Source organism: Bailinhaonella thermotolerans, from assembly GCF_003594875.1.
Taxonomy (GTDB): Bacteria; Actinomycetota; Actinomycetes; order Streptosporangiales; family Streptosporangiaceae; genus Bailinhaonella; species Bailinhaonella thermotolerans.
Window position 1 is genome coordinate 100354 of record NZ_QZEY01000011.1, and the last position, 17708, is coordinate 118061.

Genomic DNA, 17708 nt, shown 5'->3' on the forward strand with positions numbered 1-17708 from the left:
GCGGTCAGCGGCCGCGGCGGGCGGCGAGGATCTGGGCCAGGGTGTAGGCCGGGGAGGTGTCGAGCTTGTGGCGCTGCACGTCGTAGTGGTCGCGGGTGGTGCGGGGGTCGGCGTGCGCGAGGAGGTCCTGCACCTTCTGGACGGGCACGCCGTGGGCGAGCAGGACGGTCCCGGCGGTGCGGCGGGCCCCGTGCGGGGTGATGGTGCGGGCCTCGGGCAGCCCGGCCTCCCGCGCCAGGCGGCGCAGGGTGTTCCACACGTCGCGCTGGACCAGGGGCCGCCCTCCGGGCCGGGACGGGTCGCGAGGGTGGGGGGTGGTGGCCAGCAGCGGGCCGGTCAGGCCGTCCAGCGCGACGCCCAGGCGGGCGGCGCGCAGCTCCAGGTAGCGGGACAGGACGGCGAGCACGGGCGGCACGAGCGGGACCAGGTCGCGCACGCCGCCCTTCTTGGTGTACCGCAGGACGCTGTGGCCGGAGTCGTGGTCCAGGTCGGCCAGGCGCGCCCCGGTCACCGCCGACACGCGCAGGCCCGTGTAGAACAGCAGCGCGGCCAGGGCGGCGTCCCGCCAGGCGGCCTCGGCCGCGCACGCCGTCCCGGTCGCGCCGGTCGTGCCCGCCGCGCCGGTCGCGCTGCCCGGGCCGGGCTCGGCGGGCTCGGCGGTCTCGGCGCTCAGGTCGCGGGCGACGCGCTCGGCGTGGTCGAGCAGGGCGGCGGCCGACTGCTCCGACAGCGCCGGCAGCGGTGAGGTCCGGGCCTGCCGGGGCCGCCGCACGGCCTCGACGGGGTTGCGGTCGGCGGCGTCGTTGGAGATGAGGTACCGGTACCAGCTACTGAGCGCGGCCAGCTTGCGGGCGGTGGTGGAGTCGGCCGCCGGGCGGGGCACGCCGTCGCGGCCGGTGACGGTGAGGGTGCCCTTCCAGGCGTCCACGTCGGCGCGGCGGGCCGCCAGCGGGTCGAGCCCGGTGCGCCGGCACCAGGACAGCCAGGCGGCCAGGTCGGCGTAGTAGGCCCGCCGCGTGTGCGCGCTCCCGGCGTCCTGGAGCCACAGCGCGGTCAGCGCGCGCAGGCCGTACCGGTCGTGCGGCCCGTCGGGCGGCAGCCCCGGCAGCAGCGCCACGGCCTCGCGCACCGACCCGGCCTCCGCGCGCGGCACGAGCTGATCGTCCATCCCGCCCATGATCGCACGGTCCCGCCCCGCCCCCGGGCCGTACGGCGGCGCCCGGCGGCGCGCGCGATCTCCTCGAACGGCACGGCGACGTTCATCGCCTCGTCCTCATCCGCGCTCATCGAGGGTCTTTCGCCCCGCCGTGCCGGACTCGGCGGAGGTGACGCCCACCCGGCGTGGCACCATCGTGACTTCAGCGCCGGCTTGTCATGACGCCATAGTGACGTCATGATGGCGTCATGGACCTCACGCCGTACGTCGAGCGGCTCCGCCGGGACCTGGCCGCCGCGGCCGGCATCGGCGGCGACCAGGCCCGCGACCTCGCCGGGCGCCTGGCCGCCGCGCTCGACTCCGCCGCCAGGATCGCCCTGCTGGAGGCGCTGTCGGCCGCCGCCGAGGAGATCACCCGCGACCTGGCCCCCGGCGCGGTCGAGGTACGGCTGCGCTGCGGCGAGCCCGGGTTCGTCGTCATGACGCCCCCGCCCCCCGGCCCGCGCGACGCGCCCCGGGACACCCCGCCCGCTCCCCCGCCGCCGGCGCCGGAGGAGGACGGGGGCACCTCGCGGCTGTCCCTGCGGGTCCCCGAGCAGCTCAAGCCGCGCATCGAGGCCGCCGCGGCTCACGAGGGGCTGTCGGTCAACGCCTGGCTGGTGCGCGCGATCACCGCGGCCCTCGACGGCGGCGCCCCCGGCCCCCGCCCCGCCGCGCAGACCGGCCGCCGCCTCACGGGATGGGCCCGCTGACATGCGCCCCGGCCCCCCGGAGCACCCCGTGCCCGCCTTCGACACCCCCGAGCCCATCCACGCCACCGTCACCTTCGGCCACGGCCGGCTGACCGTCCGCGCCGCGGACCGCCCCGACACCCGCGTCACCGTGCGCCCCCGCGACCCCGGCGACGACGCCGACGTGAGCGCCGCCGCGCGGACCTCCGTCGACTACGACCACGGCCGCCTGCGCGTGACCACCCCCGGCAGCCGCGCCATGAGCTGGCTCGGCCTGCGCGGCGCCGTCGAGATCGACATCGACCTGCCCACCGGCTCCCGGCTCGACGCCGACACCCAGGCCGACGTCCACGCCGAGGGACGCCTGGCCGCCTGCGCGCTGTCCACCGCCTCCGGCGAGATCCGGCTCGGCCGCACCGGCGCGCTGCGCCTGCGCACCACCGACGGCCGGATCACCGTCGCCGAGGCCACCGGCCCCGTCGAGGTCGCCACCGCCCACGGCGAGGTCCGCATCGGCCGCGTCGACGGACCCGCCCTGATCAGGAGCGGCCACGGCGCGGTCGAGCTGGGCGAGGTGACCGGCGACCTGACCGTCAGGACCGCCTACGGCCACGTCGGCGTGGACCGCGCCCTGGCCGCCGTCTCGGCCACCACCGCCGGAGGCGACATCCGCCTCGGCGAGATCACCCGCGGCGAGGTCACCCTGGAGACCGCCTACGGCCGCCTCAGCGCGGGCGTGCCCACGGGCACCGCGGCCTGGCTGGAGCTCAGCACCGACCACGGCACCGTGCGCAGCGAGCTCGCCCCCGCCCCCGCCCCGCGCGAGGGCGAGCCGGTCGTCGAGCTGCGCGCCCGCTCCCGCTACGGCGACGTCCTCGTCCACCGCGCCCCGCCGCCCGGAGGCCGGGCCTGACCCGGCACGACCGTCCCCGCCACGACGAGATCCGCAGAATCGAGGGAACCCCGTGACCGTCCCCCCGCCCGCGATCGAGGCGACCGGGCTGCGCAAGTCCCACGGCGCCACCGCCATCCTCGCCGGCGTGGACCTGCGCGTCCCGGCCGGAACCGTCTGCGCCCTGCTCGGACCCAACGGCTCGGGCAAGACCGCCGTCCTCCGGATCCTCGCGGGCCGGATGCGCCCCGACGCCGGGACGGTGCGCGTGGCCGGGCACGACCTGGCCCGCGACCCCGGCGCCGCGCGCGCCGCCATCGGCCTCGCCGGTCACCCCTCCACCGTGGACGACCGGCTCACCGGCGAGGAGAACCTGCTGCGCGGCCTGCGCCACCTGGGCCGCGCGCGGGCCCGCCGCCGCGCCGCCGCCCTGCTGGAACGCCTCGGCCTGACCGGCGCGGCCACGCTTCCCGCCGCCGCCTGCCCCGCCGGCGTGCGCCGCCGCCTGGACCTGGCCCTGGCCCTGACCGGCGACCCGAGCGTCCTCCTCCTCGACGAGCCCACCGCGGGCCTCGACCCGCGCGCCCGCCGCGCCGTGTGGGAGAACGTCCGCGACCTGGCCGCCGGCGGCCTCACCGTGCTCCTCACCACTCAGGACCTGGCCGAGGCCGGCGAACTCGCCGGGCGCGTGGCCGTACTGGACCGCGGCCGCCTGGTCGCCGAGGGCACCCCCGCCGAGCTCAGGCGCCGGGCCCCGGGCGGCCACGTCCTCCTGCGCCTGGCCGGCCCCGAGGTGCTCGACCGGGCCGCCCGCGCCCTGGGCGCCACCGGGCGCGACGACCGGGCGCTGACCCTGCGCGTCCCCCACGACGGCAGCGTCCCGGCCCTGCACGACCTGCTCGGCCGCCTCGACGACGCGCTCGTCGACGTGGAGGAGCTGACCCTGCACACCCCCGACCTCGGCGACGCCTTCCTGGCCCTCACCGGCCAGACCGCCACCTGACCAGGCCGCCACCTGACCGGGCCGCCCTCCGGCCCGACCGCGCCGCACGGCCCGCCCCGGCCCGGCGGCCCGTCCCGCCGCCGGGGCCGTCCCCGAGCCGTCCCCCCGCGCACGCGATCATCGGCATCGATAGGCTGCCCGTCCAGACCCCGCCCACAGGAGAGCACCGCCGTGACCACCCCGCCCCGCCTGATCCCCCTGCTGGAACAGTTCGACTTCGCCCGCGAACGCCTGAGCGGGCGCCTGGCCGGGCCGGTCATGGACAGCGGCAACGGCACCGACGTCGCCGTCGGGCCGATGACCGACGAGGAACACCTGTGGGAGCCCGTCCCCGGCTGCTGGTCCGTGCGCCGCCGCGCCGACGGGCCCGGCCCCCGCGCCACCCTGCTCACCGGCGCCGGCGAGTGGGGGCGCGACCACGCCCCCTTCCCCCACCCCGAGCCGCCGCCGTTCACCACCATCGCCTGGCGGCTCAGCCACCTGAGCGAAGTGCTCACCCTGCGCGCCGACCACACCGCCGGCACCCACACCCTGACCCGCGACGACTACGTCAGCCACGGCGACGCCGCCGGGGCGATCGCCGCCTTCGAGGCCGGGGCCGACGCCTGGCGGGCCGCCCTGCTCGCCGCCGACGACGCCGCCCTGGACACCCGCGGCCACAGCACCTACCCCCACGGCAGCGACCCCGAGGACCCCTTCATCGACGTCGTCTGGTGGGTCAACCAGGAACTCCTCCACCACGGCGCCGAGATCGCCCTGCTCCGCGACCTCTACCGGGCCCGGAACGCCTGACCGCCGGCCCCGGCCCGGACGCCGCGCCCGCGCCGGGGCCCGGCCCCGCCCGCCTCGCCCGTCAGAGCGCGGCCAGGCGCAGCAGCTCGGCGTGGGTCTCCCCGTCGGCGGCCACGATCAGCCCGCCCGTGCGGCTGGTCTCCACCGGAAGCCCGTCCAGGCCCGTCACCACGCACCCGGCCGCCCGACACACCGCGATCCCCGCGGCGAAGTGCACGCTGTCCCGCTGGTCGCCGTCGGTGACGTACGCCGCGCGCTGTCCGGATGCGACCCAGGCCACCGCCACCGTGGAGGACACCACGCGCGGCCGGAACCGCTCGCCGAACCGCGGATCGGCCAGCAGCGCCGCCGCGCGGAACGCCGGGGCGTTGGGGAACGGCGGGTCGAGGTTCACCTCCACCAGGCGCGAGTCCGCCGACGGCGCGAGCCTCTCGTCCGCCCCGCCCCGCCGGGCCCAGGCGCGCTCGCCGTCGGTCCAGAACACCTCCTCCGCGAACGGGTCCGCCGAGGCCGCCGCCACGACCCCCGCCCCGGCCCGCAGCGCCACGTTCACCGCGACCAGCATCGTGCGCACCGCGTAGTTCAGCGTGCCGCACAGCGGGTCCACCAGCCACATCCGCTCGCCAGACCCGCTGCGCCCGCTCTCCTCCCCCGTCACCGCGTCCCCCGGCCGCGCCTGCCGGATCACGCCCAGGATCGCCTCCTCCGCCGCCAGGTCCGCGCTCGTCGCGAAGTCGCCCCCGGACTTCTCCACCCGCGCCAGCCCCCCGCCGTACATCGCGCGCACGACGTCCGCGCCCGCCAGCGCCGCCCGGACGGCCAGTTCCCCATCGCTGATCACCATGGGCGGCAGAATAGGGCGGCCACCCGCGCGGCCACCCGGCGGCCCCGCCCCGCGGACCCCGGAGCCGGGCCCCGTGGCCGCCTCAGCCCGCCAGCGCGCGGACCACCGCGCCACCGAGCGCGGCCGCGCCCAGGCCCACGGCCAGCGTCGCCGCCATGTTCAGGACGGCGTACGCCCAGGCGCGCGCCCGCGCCAGCGCCACCGTCTCGTGGGCCAGCGTGGAGTACGTCGTCAGCGCCCCGCAGAACCCGGTGACCAGCAGCGCCGCCCCGCCCTCCCCGAGCAGCGCCGCCGACAGGGCCCCCGCCAGCGCCGACCCGCCCACGTTGACCGCGAACGTGCCCCACGGGAACACCGACGGGCGCCGCGACCGCACCCACAGGTCGATCAGGTACCGCGCCGGAGCCCCGGCCGCCGCCCCCAGCGCCACCAGGACCCAGTTCACGCCCCGCCCCCGCTCCGCCCGGTCCGCCGCCGCCGTACGGCCGCCCGGGCCAGCGCCGACCCCGCCCACGCCGCCGCCACCGCCGCGACGGCCGTCACCACCAGATAGGCCGCCGCCGTCACGATCCGGCCCCGCTCCGCCAGCGCCCCGATCTCCAGGGCGTACGCCGAGAACGTGGTGAACCCGCCCAGGAAACCCGTCCCCAGGAAGGGCCGCGCCAGCGGGTGCGGCGCGCGGCCGCCCGCCAGCACCGCCATGAGCACCCCGATCAGCAGCGACCCGGCCACGTTGACCGCCAGCGTCGGCCACGGCCACCCGCCCGCGGGCGCCGGCCAGCCCTGCGCCACGCCGTACCGCGCGAGGCCCCCGAGCAGGCCGCCCAGCGCCACCGCGCCCAGCACGGCGGGGGACACCTCCCCCCGCCCGGCGGGCGCTCGCGGTTCCACGTCGGGGTCGACGGGCCCGGCCCCCTCCTCGCCGATCACACCGGCCAGGGTAGCGAGCGCCCGCCCCCGGGCACGCCGCACCACCTCGGCGATCACCCCGCCCGCCCGCCGCGCGCCGCCCCCTCGTAACATACGGACGTGTACGTATGTGGGCCGCGACGAGGCGGCCGCCGTACCGAACCGGAGGGTCACGCACATGAAACTGCCCGCCACCGCGCACATCCTGCGGCCCTGGCGCGTCCACGAGATCGCCCCCGACTTCACCATCGAGGACGTGTGGGCGCTGCCGACCCCGGGCGGCCCCGACGACCTGCCCCGCCTGGTGGACAACGTGGTCAAGGGCGACTTCCCCGACAACGCCCCGCTCGTCGTCCGCGCGCTCTGGGAGGCCCGCTGGAAGATCGGCGCGGTGCTCGGCTGGGACCGCGACAAGCCCCGGGCCGCGCGCCGCCCGCCCTCGCTCCTGGACCGCCTGCCGGACGACCTGCGCCGGGCCCCGCGCGGGCCCGAGCTGCCGAACCTGCCCTTCACCTCGCTCTACCTGCTCCACGACGAATGGGCGGCCGAGATGATCAACGGCACCGCGCACGCGATCATGCACATGGGCTGGGTCCCCGACGGCGCCGGCGGCCACCGCGGCCAGATGGCCGTCCTGGTCAAGCCCAACGGCCTGCTCGGCACCGCCTACATGGCCGCGATCAAGCCGTTCCGCCACCTGATCGTCTACCCGGCGCTCATGCGCAGGATGGAACGCGGCTGGCGCGAGTCCTCCCCCGCGACCCCGCCGGCCGCCGCCTGACCGCCCCGCCCCGCCGTACGGCCCGGGGCCGCGCCGTACGGCCGAAAGGCGCGCCGTACGGCGGGGCTGCGGGGCCACGGGGCGACGCGGGGAGGCGGGATCCGCGCGCTCAGGCGCGGGTGTCGGTCCAGGGGAAGCCGTGCCGGTAGGTCCTCTCCGCCAGCAGGCGCTGCCCCTGGGCGTTCGGGTGGAAGTAGTCCCACGGGCTGAGCTGGGCCAGCGTGAACGGATAGGAGAAGACCTCGCCCCCGTCGTGGCGGCAGCGCGGGCCGTACGCCTCGCACGCGGCCGCGAGCTGGGCGTTGTAGGCCATGACCCGCTTGCGCACCCGCTCGCGGCGCGCCCGGTCGGCGGGGGCGTCGGAGTTCGCGTTGGCCAGCATCGTCGGGCAGATCCGGCCGAGCTTCCAGAACGCGCGGGCGCGGCCGTCCTTCCGGCCCACCTGCCACAGGCGCCGCAGGTCGGGGATGCTGGAGACGAAGATCCGCGCGTTCGGCACGCCGGCGCGCAGCACGTCCAGGCCCTGCTCCACCCGGCGGCGGAACAGCGCCGGGCGCGGCATGTTCGACTCGCGCTCGGCGCACGCGTCGTTCGCGCCGATCAGGATGGTGACGTAGTCCGGCTTGCGGGTGACCGCCTCGGCCGCCTGGCGCGCCAGGTCCCGGCTGTCGGCGCCGCTCTTCGCCAGGTTGTAGTTGTGCCCGGCTATATCTGGATTCGTCGCCAATATCCGGGAGTAGTGGCTGCGCACGCTCGCGTGATCACCCGCCGCCCACGAGCGCGACGTGCAGTCCAGATACCACCCGCACGCGTTGAACCCCCGCGTGATCGAGTCCCCCAGCGCCGCGATCGAATCCGGCGCCGCCAGCCCCCCGTCCGCCCTCGGCGCGGCCCCCGCGTACGATGCCGACGGCGCCAGCGCCGCCACCGTCGTCACCACGAGAACCGGCGTCAGCCCGCGCATCATGGGCCTCACGGTAAAGATCATTCCCCCTCCGGTCTATGACTGCCGAGGGCATCCGTCACTTGCGGAACGCCCATTCCTTCATGTCCGAAACGACTGCCCCCGCGCCCCGGCCGCCCCCCAACGTCGAACACGTTCAGTTCTGCACATAGAGTGCTGGGCGTGAGTGTTGCGCTGGGTTTGCCACAACCACTGGCGGTGCGCAGCGTCGAGGTCCCCGACCCCGGTGACCTCCTGACGCGCCTGCCCGTGCCCTCGCCGTACGCCTGGATCCACCGCGGAGACGGCCTCGTCGCCTGGGGAGAGGCCGCCCGCCTCACCCTGCCCCCCGGCGAGGACCGCTTCGAGCGCGCCCGGCGCTGGCTCGACCGCGTCCTCGGCGGCGCCGACATCGACGACCGCGTCGGCCTGCCCGGCAGCGGCCCCGTCGCCTTCGGCAGCTTCACCTTCGACCCGCGCTCGGCCGGTTCCGTCCTCGTCGTCCCCCGCGTCATCCTCGCCCGCCGCGACGGCCGCACCTGGTGCACCACCGTCGGCGACGCCCAGGACGCCGCCCGCCTGGTCCACCCCCTCCTCGACCCCGGCGCCGTACGGTGGGACGACGACGCCGACTGCGCCCGCCACTACGAGCAGGCCGTCGCCCAGGCCGTCCAGGAGATCCGCGCCGACAAACTCGGCAAGGTCGTCCTGGCCCGCGACCTGCGCGCCCGCGCCGAACACCCCATCGACGCGCGCATCCTGCTCAACCGGCTCTCCACGCGCTACCCCGAGTGCTACACCTTCTCCTGCGCCGGGCTCGTCGGAGCCACCCCCGAACTCCTCGTCCGCCACACCGGCCAGGCCGTCGAATCCCTCGTGCTCGCCGGCACCACCCGGCGCGGCGCGACCCCCGAGGAGGACGCCGCGCTCGGCGCCGCCCTGATGAACTCCGCCAAGGACCGCTCCGAGCACGTCTACGCCGTGGAGTCGGTGCGCGCCGCGCTCACCCCGCTCACCCGCCGCCTGGACGTGCCCGAGGAGCCCGAACTGCTCGTGCTGCCCAACGTCCAGCACCTGGCCTCCCCGGTCAGCGGCGAGCTGGCCGACGGCTCCTCCGTGCTCGACCTCGTGGCCGCCCTCCACCCGACCGCCGCCGTCTGCGGCACCCCCTCCGACGTGGCCATGGAGGCCATCCGGGGCCTCGAGGGCATGGACCGCGGCCGCTACGCCGGGCCGGTCGGCTGGATCGACGCGCGCGGCGACGGCGAATGGGGCATCGCGCTGCGGTCGGCCGAGATCGACGGACACGACGCGCGGCTGTTCGCCGGCTGCGGGATCATGGCCGACTCCAGCCCCGCCGCCGAACTCGCCGAGGCCCAGGCCAAGCTGCGGGCGATGCAGGACGCGCTCGAGGGCTGACACTCCGCCAGTCTCTCCCGCACCACCCTCCACTACCCTGGCGACATGCGGACCAACGACGAACCGGCCGTGCTCGAGCGTGCCTCCGGCGTCCAGGGTGAGCTGGTCCTGCGCCGCGCCGGAGACGACTACGAGATCATCAGCAACGGCGTCTTCCTCATGGACACCCGCGACGGCGCCTCCGAGCGCCTCCTCGTCAGCGGCGCCCTGGACCGGCTCCCCGCCGGCGCCCACCTGCTCATCGGCGGCCTCGGCGTCGGCTTCAGCCTGGCCGAGGCCGTACGCTCACCCGCCCTCGGCCGCGCCACCGTCGTGGAGTGCGAACCGGCGGTGATCGGCTGGCACGCTGGCCCCCTGCGCCGCTTCTCCGAGGGCGCCCTCGACGACCCGCGCGTCCGTGTCGTCCCCGCCGACCTGGTCTCCTGGCTGCGCTCCACCGACGAGCGCTTCGACGGCATCTGCCTGGACATCGACAACGGCCCCGACTGGACCGTCACCCCCGGCAACGGCGCCCTCTACTCCCCCGAGGGCCTGGCCCTCCTCACCGCCCGCCTGACCCCCGGCGGAGTCCTGGCCATCTGGAGCGCCGCCCCCTCCCCCGACTTCGAGAAGCGCCTGAGGGACACCTTCGCCCAGGTGACCGTCGCTGATGTCCCAGTCGCCAGGGGTTTGCCGGATGTCATTTATTTCGCAACAACCGCCCCCCTTTACAAAGTAGATCCCTAATGTCCGTTTTACCCGCCCCGTGGACCGGCACGCACCGGCCCGCCGCCCCCGCCTGACCGGCCCGCCGCACGCGCCCTCCCCCACCGCCGACCCCGCGACGGCCGGGGCGACCCCCGCTCCCCCGCCGCGCTCGCAGGCGCACGGCCACGCCCCGGCCGCCGCGCCGTACACGGTCCGCTCCCGTTCGCGGCCCGTCCCCTGAGCACCATGACGGCCGGCCGCCCGCCCACCGGCGGTATGGGGACACCGGCGATCCGGCCACAGCGTCCATGAAGCGGGTCCCCGGGGCGGGCGCATGGGGCTCAGGGGCGTAGGAGGCGGTGAATCTCCCCCGTGGGGTCGATGCGCCAAGGGAGGCCGTCGTGAGACGTGGCGACGCGGATGGCCGGGCCGGCGGGGGCGGGGTCCCAGCCGCTGTCGGTCCAGCGGCGTACGGCCGGGGCGCCGGAGTCGGAGCCGACGGCCCACAAGGTCGGGGGCTGAGCCGGCGACCAGGCCAGGTCCGACGCGCCGGCGCCCTTGGTGGCCCACGTACCGCCGAGCAGGGCCGAGAGGGTCCCCTGGGCGTCGGTGATCCAGGGGACGCCGTCAGGGGCCACCGAGATCGCGACGGCCGCGCCGCCCGCGTCCTCCCAGGCGCTCTGGGCCCAGCGTTTCACGGGACGATTGCCGCCCGTCTCCGCACCCGCGATGATCCAGACGGCGCCGTCCGGCCCGGCCGCGATGTCGACGGCGTCGCTCAGCGGGGGCGTGGGGCCGTCGCCGGGGGGCAGCACGCCGTACGACACGGCGCCGGCGTGCTCCTGGCGCACGACGCGGTTCACGCCGCCGCCCTGGTTGACGATCCAGGCGTTCCCGGCGGCGTCGGCGGCCACCCTGTTCGCCCGCACCTCCGGGATCCTCGCCCACGCACCGCCACCCGGCTCGCGCCGGTACAGGCCGCCGTCCCGGGCGACCGCCCAGGCCGCGCCGTTCCCGGCGACGGCGATGTCGGCCGCGGGCGTGCCCAGCGGCAGCGCCTCCCAGACCCGCGGGTCCGTCACCGGCTGACCTGTCGGCTGACCTGTGGGCTGTCCGGCCGGCTGGCCCGCGGGCTTGCCCGTGCCGACCGTCTTGTCCGGCGGCGGGGGCGTGAGGGGGGTGGACAGGGGGACGGGCTCGGCGGAGACGATCGACACGGACGTGCCCCTGACCCCGGCGAACTTCCCGCTGACCGGCATCAGCACGTTCCCGCGCAGGAACTTCAGGATCCGGTCGAGCCGGTCCTTGCCGGCGTTCTCGGCCCAGGCCCAGTCCCACTCGGAGTAGCCCGCGATGTGCCGGTGCTCGTACAGGTCCACGATGTGCTGGAACCCGGTGAACCGCCGGGTCCCGAACGCGGCCCGGTGCCGCGGCCGGTCCTTGGGATGGTCGGAGCGGGCGTTCCCGCCCCAGCGCAGGAAGCCCTCGAACATCACGTCGAAGCCGACGACCGCCTGCGCCGTGTAGGGCACCTCCGCCCGCGTGCGGGAGGCGACGAGCGTGACCAGCCGCTTGCTCTTGGCGGGCAGCACCGTCGTGTACTGGTGCTTCAGCCAGTCGGTGTGCGTGGTCGCGGTGGAGTCCGACCACCCCTCCTCGGCGGCGAAGCTCACCTCGAAGCCCACGCTGAACTCGGCCTTGGTGAACAGCGCGCCCGCCCCCCACGTGGCGCCGACGGTGACCTTGGCCCCCTCGGTGAGCGTGAGCGAGGTGGTGTGGGTGACCGTGGTGGCGAGCTGGTACTCGAAGGCGATCGTCGCCGAGTCGTCCTTGCCGTGATGGTTCTCCGGGACGTAGGAGGAGATCGCGGTGGGCTCCATGTCCTGCAGCAGCGCCTTGCCGTACGTCAGGGACGACGGATCGATGAGCACGCGGAAGCCGTACAGGTAGATCTTGAGCCGGTCCTCCTCCATCGGGCCCTGGACGTACGGGTCGTCCTTGTTGTAACGGGCCTGCACCAGGTAGTACGGCTCGGCGCCGACGCCCTCGGGCGCGGGGGTGACCAGGGTGGGCGTGACGCGGGTGACGTCGAAGCCCCGCCCGACCTTCCCGTAGTGGGTGCCGCCGCACCAGCCGTACCCGAGGAGGTCGGCCAGGTCGGCGAGCGCGTGGATCAGCCCGGGGTCGGACGCGACGCGGAACTTCATGTCCTCGACGTCCCTGACGTCCCGGATGACGTGGTCGCCCCGCGCGTCCTGGGCGAGCGACGGCGGCCGCGCGGCCTCGACGACCAGCGAGGACGCGACGCCCGCGAAGTCCCCGAGGTCGGGCGTGTCGGCGACGAGGGTGCGCCGCCGCCCCCCGAAGTCCGCGCTCTCGCAGAAGGTCACCTCATAACCCGCGGGGATACGGATGGACCGGACGTCCTTCCCGGCGTACGGCTGGAGCCGGCCGGGCGGATAGCGTCCCGGCGAGAGCACCATCCCGGTCCCCTCGTAGTTGGCGGCGGAGAACGCGGTAGGTTCCACAGGAATCTCCCTAAACCAGGACTTATCACGTTGAGTGGCGATCCCGTCACGCATCCTCGGTTCTACGCCCGCCTCCCCCGCCCCGCAACCCCTCCCCGGGACCTCGATCCGGCCCCGGGACCGGACCCGGATCGCGGCCGCGGCCGCCCTTCCGCCGGAGGCCGCCCTTGACCGCGAGGGATCCGGTACGTACGGTCGCGGCGAGGAGGCGGCCATGACCGAGCAGTCGGGTGATCCCGGGGCCTGGCCGGACCTTCCGGCGGGGCCGTACGGGACCCCCTCCCCCGAGCTGGCCCGGCGGCTGGCGGAGGCGCCGATGGAGGCGGTCACGATGCCCAGCGGCGACCGGGTGCCCATGATCGTGCGGTACGACGACGTGCGCGGGCTGCTGGCCCACCCCGCCGCCAGCCGGAACCTGCGCGAGCCCGGCCTGCCCCGGATGGTCAGCGGCCGGGCCCTGGACGACGATCCCGCGGCGCTGAACAACCAGGACCCGCCGGAGCACACCCGCTACCGCCGCATCACCCACGGCGCGTTCACGCCCCGGCAGGCCGAACGCCTGCGGCCCCGCGTCGCCGCCATCGCCGCCGAGCTGCTGGACGCGGCCGGCGAGGAGTTCGACCTGGCCGCCGCGTTCGCGCTGCCGCTGCCCGCACGGGTGATCTGCGAGCTGCTGGGCGTCCCGACGGACCGCTTCCACCAGGTCCGCCGCTGGACCGACATGTTCCTGTCCACCTCGGACGCGAGCGCCGAGGCCAGGGCCGAGGCGTACGGCGAGTTCGCGGCGTACGCCTCGGAGCTGATCGCGCGGCACCGGGCCGAGCCGGGCCACGACCTGATCGACCTGCTCATCGAGGCGCGCGACGAGGGTGACCGGCTCAGCGAGGACGAGCTGACCAACATGGTCTTCACGCTGATCTTCGCCGGGTACGAGACGACCGCGATGATGATCATCCGGGGGACGTTCCGGCTGCTGTGCCACCCCGGCCAGTACGCCGCCCTGGCGGCGGACCCGGAGCTGGTCGGGCCGGCCGTGGAGGAGATCCTGCGGCACGAGGGCCCCGGGGGCCCGGGCATGCTGCGCCGGATGACCGAGCGGGCGGAGACCTCCGGCGGCGTCATCCCGGCCGGGACGGTCGTGCTGCCCAACCTCTCGGCCGCCAACCACGACCCCTCGGTGTTCGAGGACCCGGCGCGCTTCGACATCCGCCGCTTCGCCGCCGGGCGCCCCCAGGCCCACCTGGCCTTCGGGCACGGCCCCCACTACTGCGTCGGGGCGAACCTGGCCCGGATGGAGCTGCAGGAGGCGTTCCGGGCGCTGGTGACCCGCCTCCCCGGCCTCCGCCCCCGCGAGGACCTGGCCTCCGTACGGTGGAACGACGACGCCTTCGCGCACCGTCCCCGCCGCCTCCTCGTCGCGGCCGCCTGACGGAGGGCCGCCGGCGGTCGCGTGGTCGCCGTGCCCCCGCCCGGCCCCCTTTCCCGTGGCCCGGTGGCACGGGGCCGCTCCCGCGCTGGGCCCGGGCACGCTCTACAGGCTGTAGAGTGTGCGCCGGTGTCCAGGTGAGGGAGTGTGCGGGGATGTCGCGCTGGTTCCGGGTCGTGGCGGTGGCCGAGGCGTGCTCGTGGGCGGGGCTGCTGATCGGGATGTTCTTCAAGTACGTCGTGGCGGTGGGCGAGCTGGGCGTGAAGATCTTCGGGCCGATCCACGGCGCGCTGTTCGTGCTGTACGCCCTCGGGGTGGTGCTCTCGGCGCGGGAGGCCGGCTGGAGCAGGGGCACGGTGGCGCTGGGGCTGGCGTGCGCCGTGCCGCCCTTCACCTCGCTGTGGTTCGAGCGCCGCATGGCCGCGCGCGCCGCCGCGGCCCAGGCCGCCTGACCCCGCCGCCTGACCCCGCCGCCTCCCGCCCCGGGGAGGCGGCCCCGGGAGATTGGAGAGATCGGGGGATCGAGGGGATCGGCGGGATGCCCTGGTTCGCGGAGGGCTGGTAGGTTTCACCGGCCCCCTCGCCTGGAGTAGCCCCTGTGATCACTGATCGGCGCCCGCCGTACGCCCTCTTCTGGTGGTGTCTTCTCGTCGGCTGGACGCTCTGGGAACTGCTGCTGGACGAGATCGACCACGGCGCGCTCGCCGAGACCGCCTTCGGACGTCTCGCGGCGTTCGCGCTCGGGCGCGTGAGTCCCTCCTTCATGTGCGCGGGGACGTACAGCGCGGGGCCGGACTGGATGTGGGCGCTGCGGTCCGGGCTCTACCAGGCCGAGGACACGCTGCGCGCGGGCACGCCCGCGCTGCTGGCGATGCTCGCGTTCTGGGTCGCGCGGAGCGCCCCGGGCCGCCCGGGGGTCCATCCGCGGGCCGCGGGAGCCGCGTTCGCCCTGCTCGCGCTCCCTCCCGCGCTGACGCGCCTGAGCGATCCGTTCACCGCCGACCTCGGGTCCTGCGGCTTCGACCCCGAGCTCCTTCCCGCGGCGGACTGGTCCGCGCTGCTCACGCCCGCGCTCCCGCTCGTCCTCGTCCTGCTCGCGGCCGCCGCCGGCGTCCGGGACCTCCCGCTCCCCCGGCTCCCCTGGCGCCCGGTCGGGATCGCGGTGGCCGCGCTCCTGCTCGCCGCCGGCGCCGTACGGCTGGCGCCCGCCGCGCGGCCCGCGCCGGCCACGGCGGCGGACGGGACGTCGCGGCACGCGCTGGCCCTGGCCGGCCCTGGGCTGCTCGTGCTCGACGTGGAGCGCGGCGAGCGGGCCGGCGACGTCCCCGTCCCCGACCCGTACTTCACGGTGTACACCGCCGTCGCCCGGACTCCCGAGCCCGGCGTCTACTACGCGGCGGCGACCGATCCGGACGGATGGGGCGGCCGCGGCGCGCGGGGCCGCTCCCGCCTCTACCGGATCGAGGTGGACGGGGACGGCGGCGCGCGGGTGGGCGGGCAGGTCGGCGGCCCCATCGAGGGCGTGGTCACGGGCGTGGCGGTCTCCCCCGCCGGGCGGGTCGCCTACTGGTCGGACGTCATGACGGGCACGGACGCCTCGCCCACCACGACCGGGCGTCTGGGCGTGCTCGGCCCGGCGGGCCACGGCCGGATCGCGCACCGCGCGGCCGCGCGGCAGGGGCACGACCTCCACCGGACGCCCGGCCTGTACTGGGCCGACGCCCGCACGGTGGGCCTGCGCCCGGAGGGCGGCGAACCGCGGATCGCCGAGCTGGACGTGGACGACCCCGCCGCCCGGCTCCGCGTCGTGGCCCCTGCGGGGGAGGCCGGCGAGACCGGCGCCCTGCCCCTGGCGGGCGGGTCCCTGGTCGTCGCCGCCGGTGGCGTGGAACTGCCCGGCGACCAGGAGCTCCGGCTCCTCGACCGCGCCTCGGGCCGGCGCCTGGGCCGCCTGCTGCGCGAGGACTGCGCGACCGTGTCGGCGTTCGCCCTCGACCCCGCGGGCCGCCATCTGCTCGCGGCGCTGGACGCCGAGTCCGGCTGCGGTCCGGCGTTCCCCCTGATCCGGCTCGACCTCGGCCGCGTCTCCGCCGTGGCCCCTCCCCCGTCGCCCGCGCCGGAGGCCGCCCCCGACCTCCGCCCGCCCCGGCGCCAGATCGGCAGGTCCCCCTATCACCTCTCCGGCATCGCCTGGTAGCCCCGGGGGGCGGGCGGGGGCGGGCGCATGGGGAGCGGAGCGCGTAACCCCCTGTCGCGCCCCGCTCGTCCTCATGCGGCCCGCCGCCCCGGTGGGCGGAGGTCCCGCGGGTGGGTCAGCCCGTCACCAGGCGCAGGCCGTACGCCCCCAGGATCTCGTTGACCGGCTGGAAGAACGTCGTGCCGCCGGTCCGGCAGTTGCCGGAGCCGCCGGAGGTGACGCCCTGCGCCTGGCCGTTGGAGATGTAGGAGCCGCCGGAGTCACCGGGCTCGGCGCAGACCGTGGTGCGGGTCAGGCCGGTCACGGTGCCCTGGGCGTACCGCACGGTCTGGTTCTTGGCCTGGATGGTGCCGCAGTGGTAGCCGGTGGTGGAGCCGGAGCGGCAGACGGACGCGCCGACGGCGGCCTCGGCCGAGCCGCGCACGATGATGTTGCCGCCGCTGTAGTTGTTCACCCACGGCCGGGGGATCCACTGCGAGTTGACCGCGACCCAGGCGTAGTCGTTGCCGGGGAACGACGAGCCCTGGAAGGTGCCCTGGGCCACGCGGTTGTAGCCGGTGGTCGTGGTGCCGACCCGGCCGCAGTGCCCGGCGGTGACGAATCCGCCCTGCGTGCCGCGGGTCACCGAGAACCCGACCGAGCAGCGCGAACCCGAGCTGGTGTAGTACGCGTCGCCGCCGCGCACGTCGTAGTAGAGCTGCGGCTGCTCGGCGGTGGGCACCACGCGCACGGCGTCGTCCTCGGCGACGCTGTCGCCCACGAACCCCTGGGCCGAGGCGGCGTCGCGCGCCAGCACGACGACGCTGTTGGTGGTGACGTCGGCGTACCAGCCGGCGATCGAGGCCGGGGCGGACGCCTTGCGCGCGTCGAGCCGGGCCACCGCCGCGTTCAGCTTGCGCTCGCTGTGCCGTACGGCCACCGGCTCGGCGCCCTCGGCGCGCACGAGGGCGGCCTTGGCCGGGTCGGTGAGGCCGACGTGGATGACCGAGGCGTCGGGCGACAGCCACAGGCCGCCGAACGCCTGGCCGAGGGCCGCGCGCAGCCGCGGCTCCACGACCGACGCCTGGTGCTCCTTGGCGAGCCGGGCGCGCGCCTGCGCGTCGGTGAGGCCGAGGTCCCGCTTGACGCCTTCGAGGATGGCCGGGTCGGGCTCGGGCGCCGCGGGGACGGGGGCGGACCGGCCCTCGGCCACCGCGGCCCCGGCGGGGAGGGCGATGGTGACCAGGGCCAGGGCGGAGGCGACGGCCGTCGCCACCCGGACAAGGCGGATTCGTGCCATGTCTGCTCCTTGGGGTGGAGGAGTGAGAGCACTGCCGCAGGCCTGCGTACGGGTGAGCATCCGTCACTTTACGAAATAGTGTCAATCGCCCTGACCTGAACGATCACTCGCAATCTTTGAA

General features: G+C 76.3%; 18 protein-coding genes. 11 read left to right on the forward strand and 7 right to left on the reverse strand.

Annotated elements, in window-relative coordinates:
- Positions 1-4 precede the first annotated feature (4 nt).
- On the reverse strand, positions 5-1168 hold the full coding sequence (locus D5H75_RS25390) for a tyrosine-type recombinase/integrase (protein WP_147425275.1): 1164 nt from the start codon (positions 1166-1168) through the stop codon (positions 5-7).
- Between the two features lie 236 nt (positions 1169-1404).
- On the opposite strand from D5H75_RS25390, the gene D5H75_RS25395 reads away from it, so the two are divergent.
- From D5H75_RS25395 to D5H75_RS25410, 4 genes are all read left to right on the forward strand, one after another.
- The gene (locus D5H75_RS25395) at positions 1405-1908 is read left to right on the forward strand and encodes a toxin-antitoxin system HicB family antitoxin (RefSeq protein WP_119929044.1); all 504 of its coding nucleotides are present in this window, start codon (positions 1405-1407) and stop codon (positions 1906-1908) included.
- A 28-nt stretch (positions 1909-1936) separates the two neighbouring features.
- Complete coding sequence (locus tag D5H75_RS25400) at positions 1937-2800, forward strand: DUF4097 family beta strand repeat-containing protein (RefSeq protein WP_119929166.1); 864 nt, start codon at positions 1937-1939, stop codon at positions 2798-2800.
- Positions 2801-2852: 52 nt separating this feature from the next.
- Positions 2853-3782 (forward strand): ABC transporter ATP-binding protein, encoded by a 930-nt coding sequence (locus D5H75_RS25405; RefSeq protein WP_119929045.1) that lies wholly within the window; start codon positions 2853-2855, stop codon positions 3780-3782.
- A 171-nt stretch (positions 3783-3953) separates the two neighbouring features.
- Entirely contained in the window at positions 3954-4574 is a 621-nt protein-coding gene (locus tag D5H75_RS25410; RefSeq protein ID WP_119929046.1) for a DinB family protein, read from the forward strand.
- 61 nt (positions 4575-4635) lie between these two features.
- Here the strand turns inward: D5H75_RS25410 and D5H75_RS25415 are convergent, their stop codons facing one another.
- The 3 genes from D5H75_RS25415 to D5H75_RS25425 all read right to left on the reverse strand — a co-directional run bounded on the left by D5H75_RS25415 (position 4636) and on the right by D5H75_RS25425 (position 6348).
- Positions 4636-5418, reverse strand: a complete 783-nt coding sequence (locus D5H75_RS25415; protein WP_119929047.1) for an inositol monophosphatase family protein — start codon at positions 5416-5418, stop codon at positions 4636-4638.
- Positions 5419-5500: 82 nt separating this feature from the next.
- The gene (locus tag D5H75_RS25420; RefSeq protein WP_119929167.1) at positions 5501-5863 is read right to left on the reverse strand and encodes a fluoride efflux transporter FluC; all 363 of its coding nucleotides are present in this window, start codon (positions 5861-5863) and stop codon (positions 5501-5503) included.
- Positions 5860-6348 carry a fluoride efflux transporter FluC gene (locus D5H75_RS25425; RefSeq protein ID WP_242454504.1) on the reverse strand — a complete coding sequence of 163 codons (489 nt, stop codon included), beginning with the start codon at positions 6346-6348 and terminating at the stop codon, positions 5860-5862. The genes D5H75_RS25420 and D5H75_RS25425 overlap by 4 nt, the downstream gene beginning before the upstream one ends.
- 157 nt (positions 6349-6505) lie before the next feature.
- Here D5H75_RS25425 and D5H75_RS25430 point away from each other — a divergent pair, with 157 nt between their 5' ends.
- The gene (locus D5H75_RS25430) at positions 6506-7108 is read left to right on the forward strand and encodes a DUF2867 domain-containing protein (protein WP_119929169.1); all 603 of its coding nucleotides are present in this window, start codon (positions 6506-6508) and stop codon (positions 7106-7108) included.
- Between the two features lie 109 nt (positions 7109-7217).
- Here D5H75_RS25430 and D5H75_RS25435 read toward each other — a convergent pair whose 3' ends face one another.
- Positions 7218-8075 carry a GDSL-type esterase/lipase family protein gene (locus D5H75_RS25435; protein WP_119929048.1) on the reverse strand — a complete coding sequence of 286 codons (858 nt, stop codon included), beginning with the start codon at positions 8073-8075 and terminating at the stop codon, positions 7218-7220.
- Between the two features lie 159 nt (positions 8076-8234).
- On the opposite strand from D5H75_RS25435, the gene D5H75_RS25440 reads away from it, so the two are divergent.
- Genes D5H75_RS25440 through D5H75_RS40945 form a run of 3 tightly spaced genes read left to right on the forward strand, consistent with a single transcriptional unit; the run spans position 8235 to position 10398 of the window.
- Entirely contained in the window at positions 8235-9470 is a 1236-nt protein-coding gene (locus D5H75_RS25440; protein ID WP_202638491.1) for an isochorismate synthase, read from the forward strand.
- Positions 9471-9515: 45 nt separating this feature from the next.
- Positions 9516-10196 (forward strand): spermine/spermidine synthase domain-containing protein, encoded by a 681-nt coding sequence (locus tag D5H75_RS25445; protein ID WP_119929049.1) that lies wholly within the window; start codon positions 9516-9518, stop codon positions 10194-10196.
- 19 nt (positions 10197-10215) lie between these two features.
- The gene (locus tag D5H75_RS40945; RefSeq protein ID WP_147425276.1) at positions 10216-10398 is read left to right on the forward strand and encodes a hypothetical protein; all 183 of its coding nucleotides are present in this window, start codon (positions 10216-10218) and stop codon (positions 10396-10398) included.
- Positions 10399-10498: 100 nt separating this feature from the next.
- Here the strand turns inward: D5H75_RS40945 and D5H75_RS25450 are convergent, their stop codons facing one another.
- Positions 10499-12685, reverse strand: coding sequence for an aerolysin family beta-barrel pore-forming toxin (locus D5H75_RS25450; RefSeq protein ID WP_202638492.1), 2187 nt, complete (start codon positions 12683-12685; stop codon positions 10499-10501).
- A gap of 214 nt (positions 12686-12899) precedes the next feature.
- Here D5H75_RS25450 and D5H75_RS25455 point away from each other — a divergent pair, with 214 nt between their 5' ends.
- The 3 genes from D5H75_RS25455 to D5H75_RS25465 all read left to right on the forward strand — a co-directional run bounded on the left by D5H75_RS25455 (position 12900) and on the right by D5H75_RS25465 (position 16308).
- Complete coding sequence (locus D5H75_RS25455) at positions 12900-14114, forward strand: cytochrome P450 (protein ID WP_119929051.1); 1215 nt, start codon at positions 12900-12902, stop codon at positions 14112-14114.
- Positions 14115-14266: 152 nt separating this feature from the next.
- Positions 14267-14563: a DUF3817 domain-containing protein gene (locus D5H75_RS25460; RefSeq protein ID WP_119929052.1), complete on the forward strand. Its 297-nt coding sequence runs from the start codon at positions 14267-14269 to the stop codon at positions 14561-14563.
- Positions 14564-14709: 146 nt separating this feature from the next.
- Positions 14710-16308, forward strand: a complete 1599-nt coding sequence (locus tag D5H75_RS25465) for a hypothetical protein (protein ID WP_119929053.1) — start codon at positions 14710-14712, stop codon at positions 16306-16308.
- Positions 16309-16423: 115 nt separating this feature from the next.
- Here D5H75_RS25465 and D5H75_RS25470 read toward each other — a convergent pair whose 3' ends face one another.
- Positions 16424-17587 (reverse strand): S1 family peptidase, encoded by a 1164-nt coding sequence (locus tag D5H75_RS25470; protein ID WP_119929054.1) that lies wholly within the window; start codon positions 17585-17587, stop codon positions 16424-16426.
- Between the last annotated feature and the right edge of the window lie 121 nt (positions 17588-17708).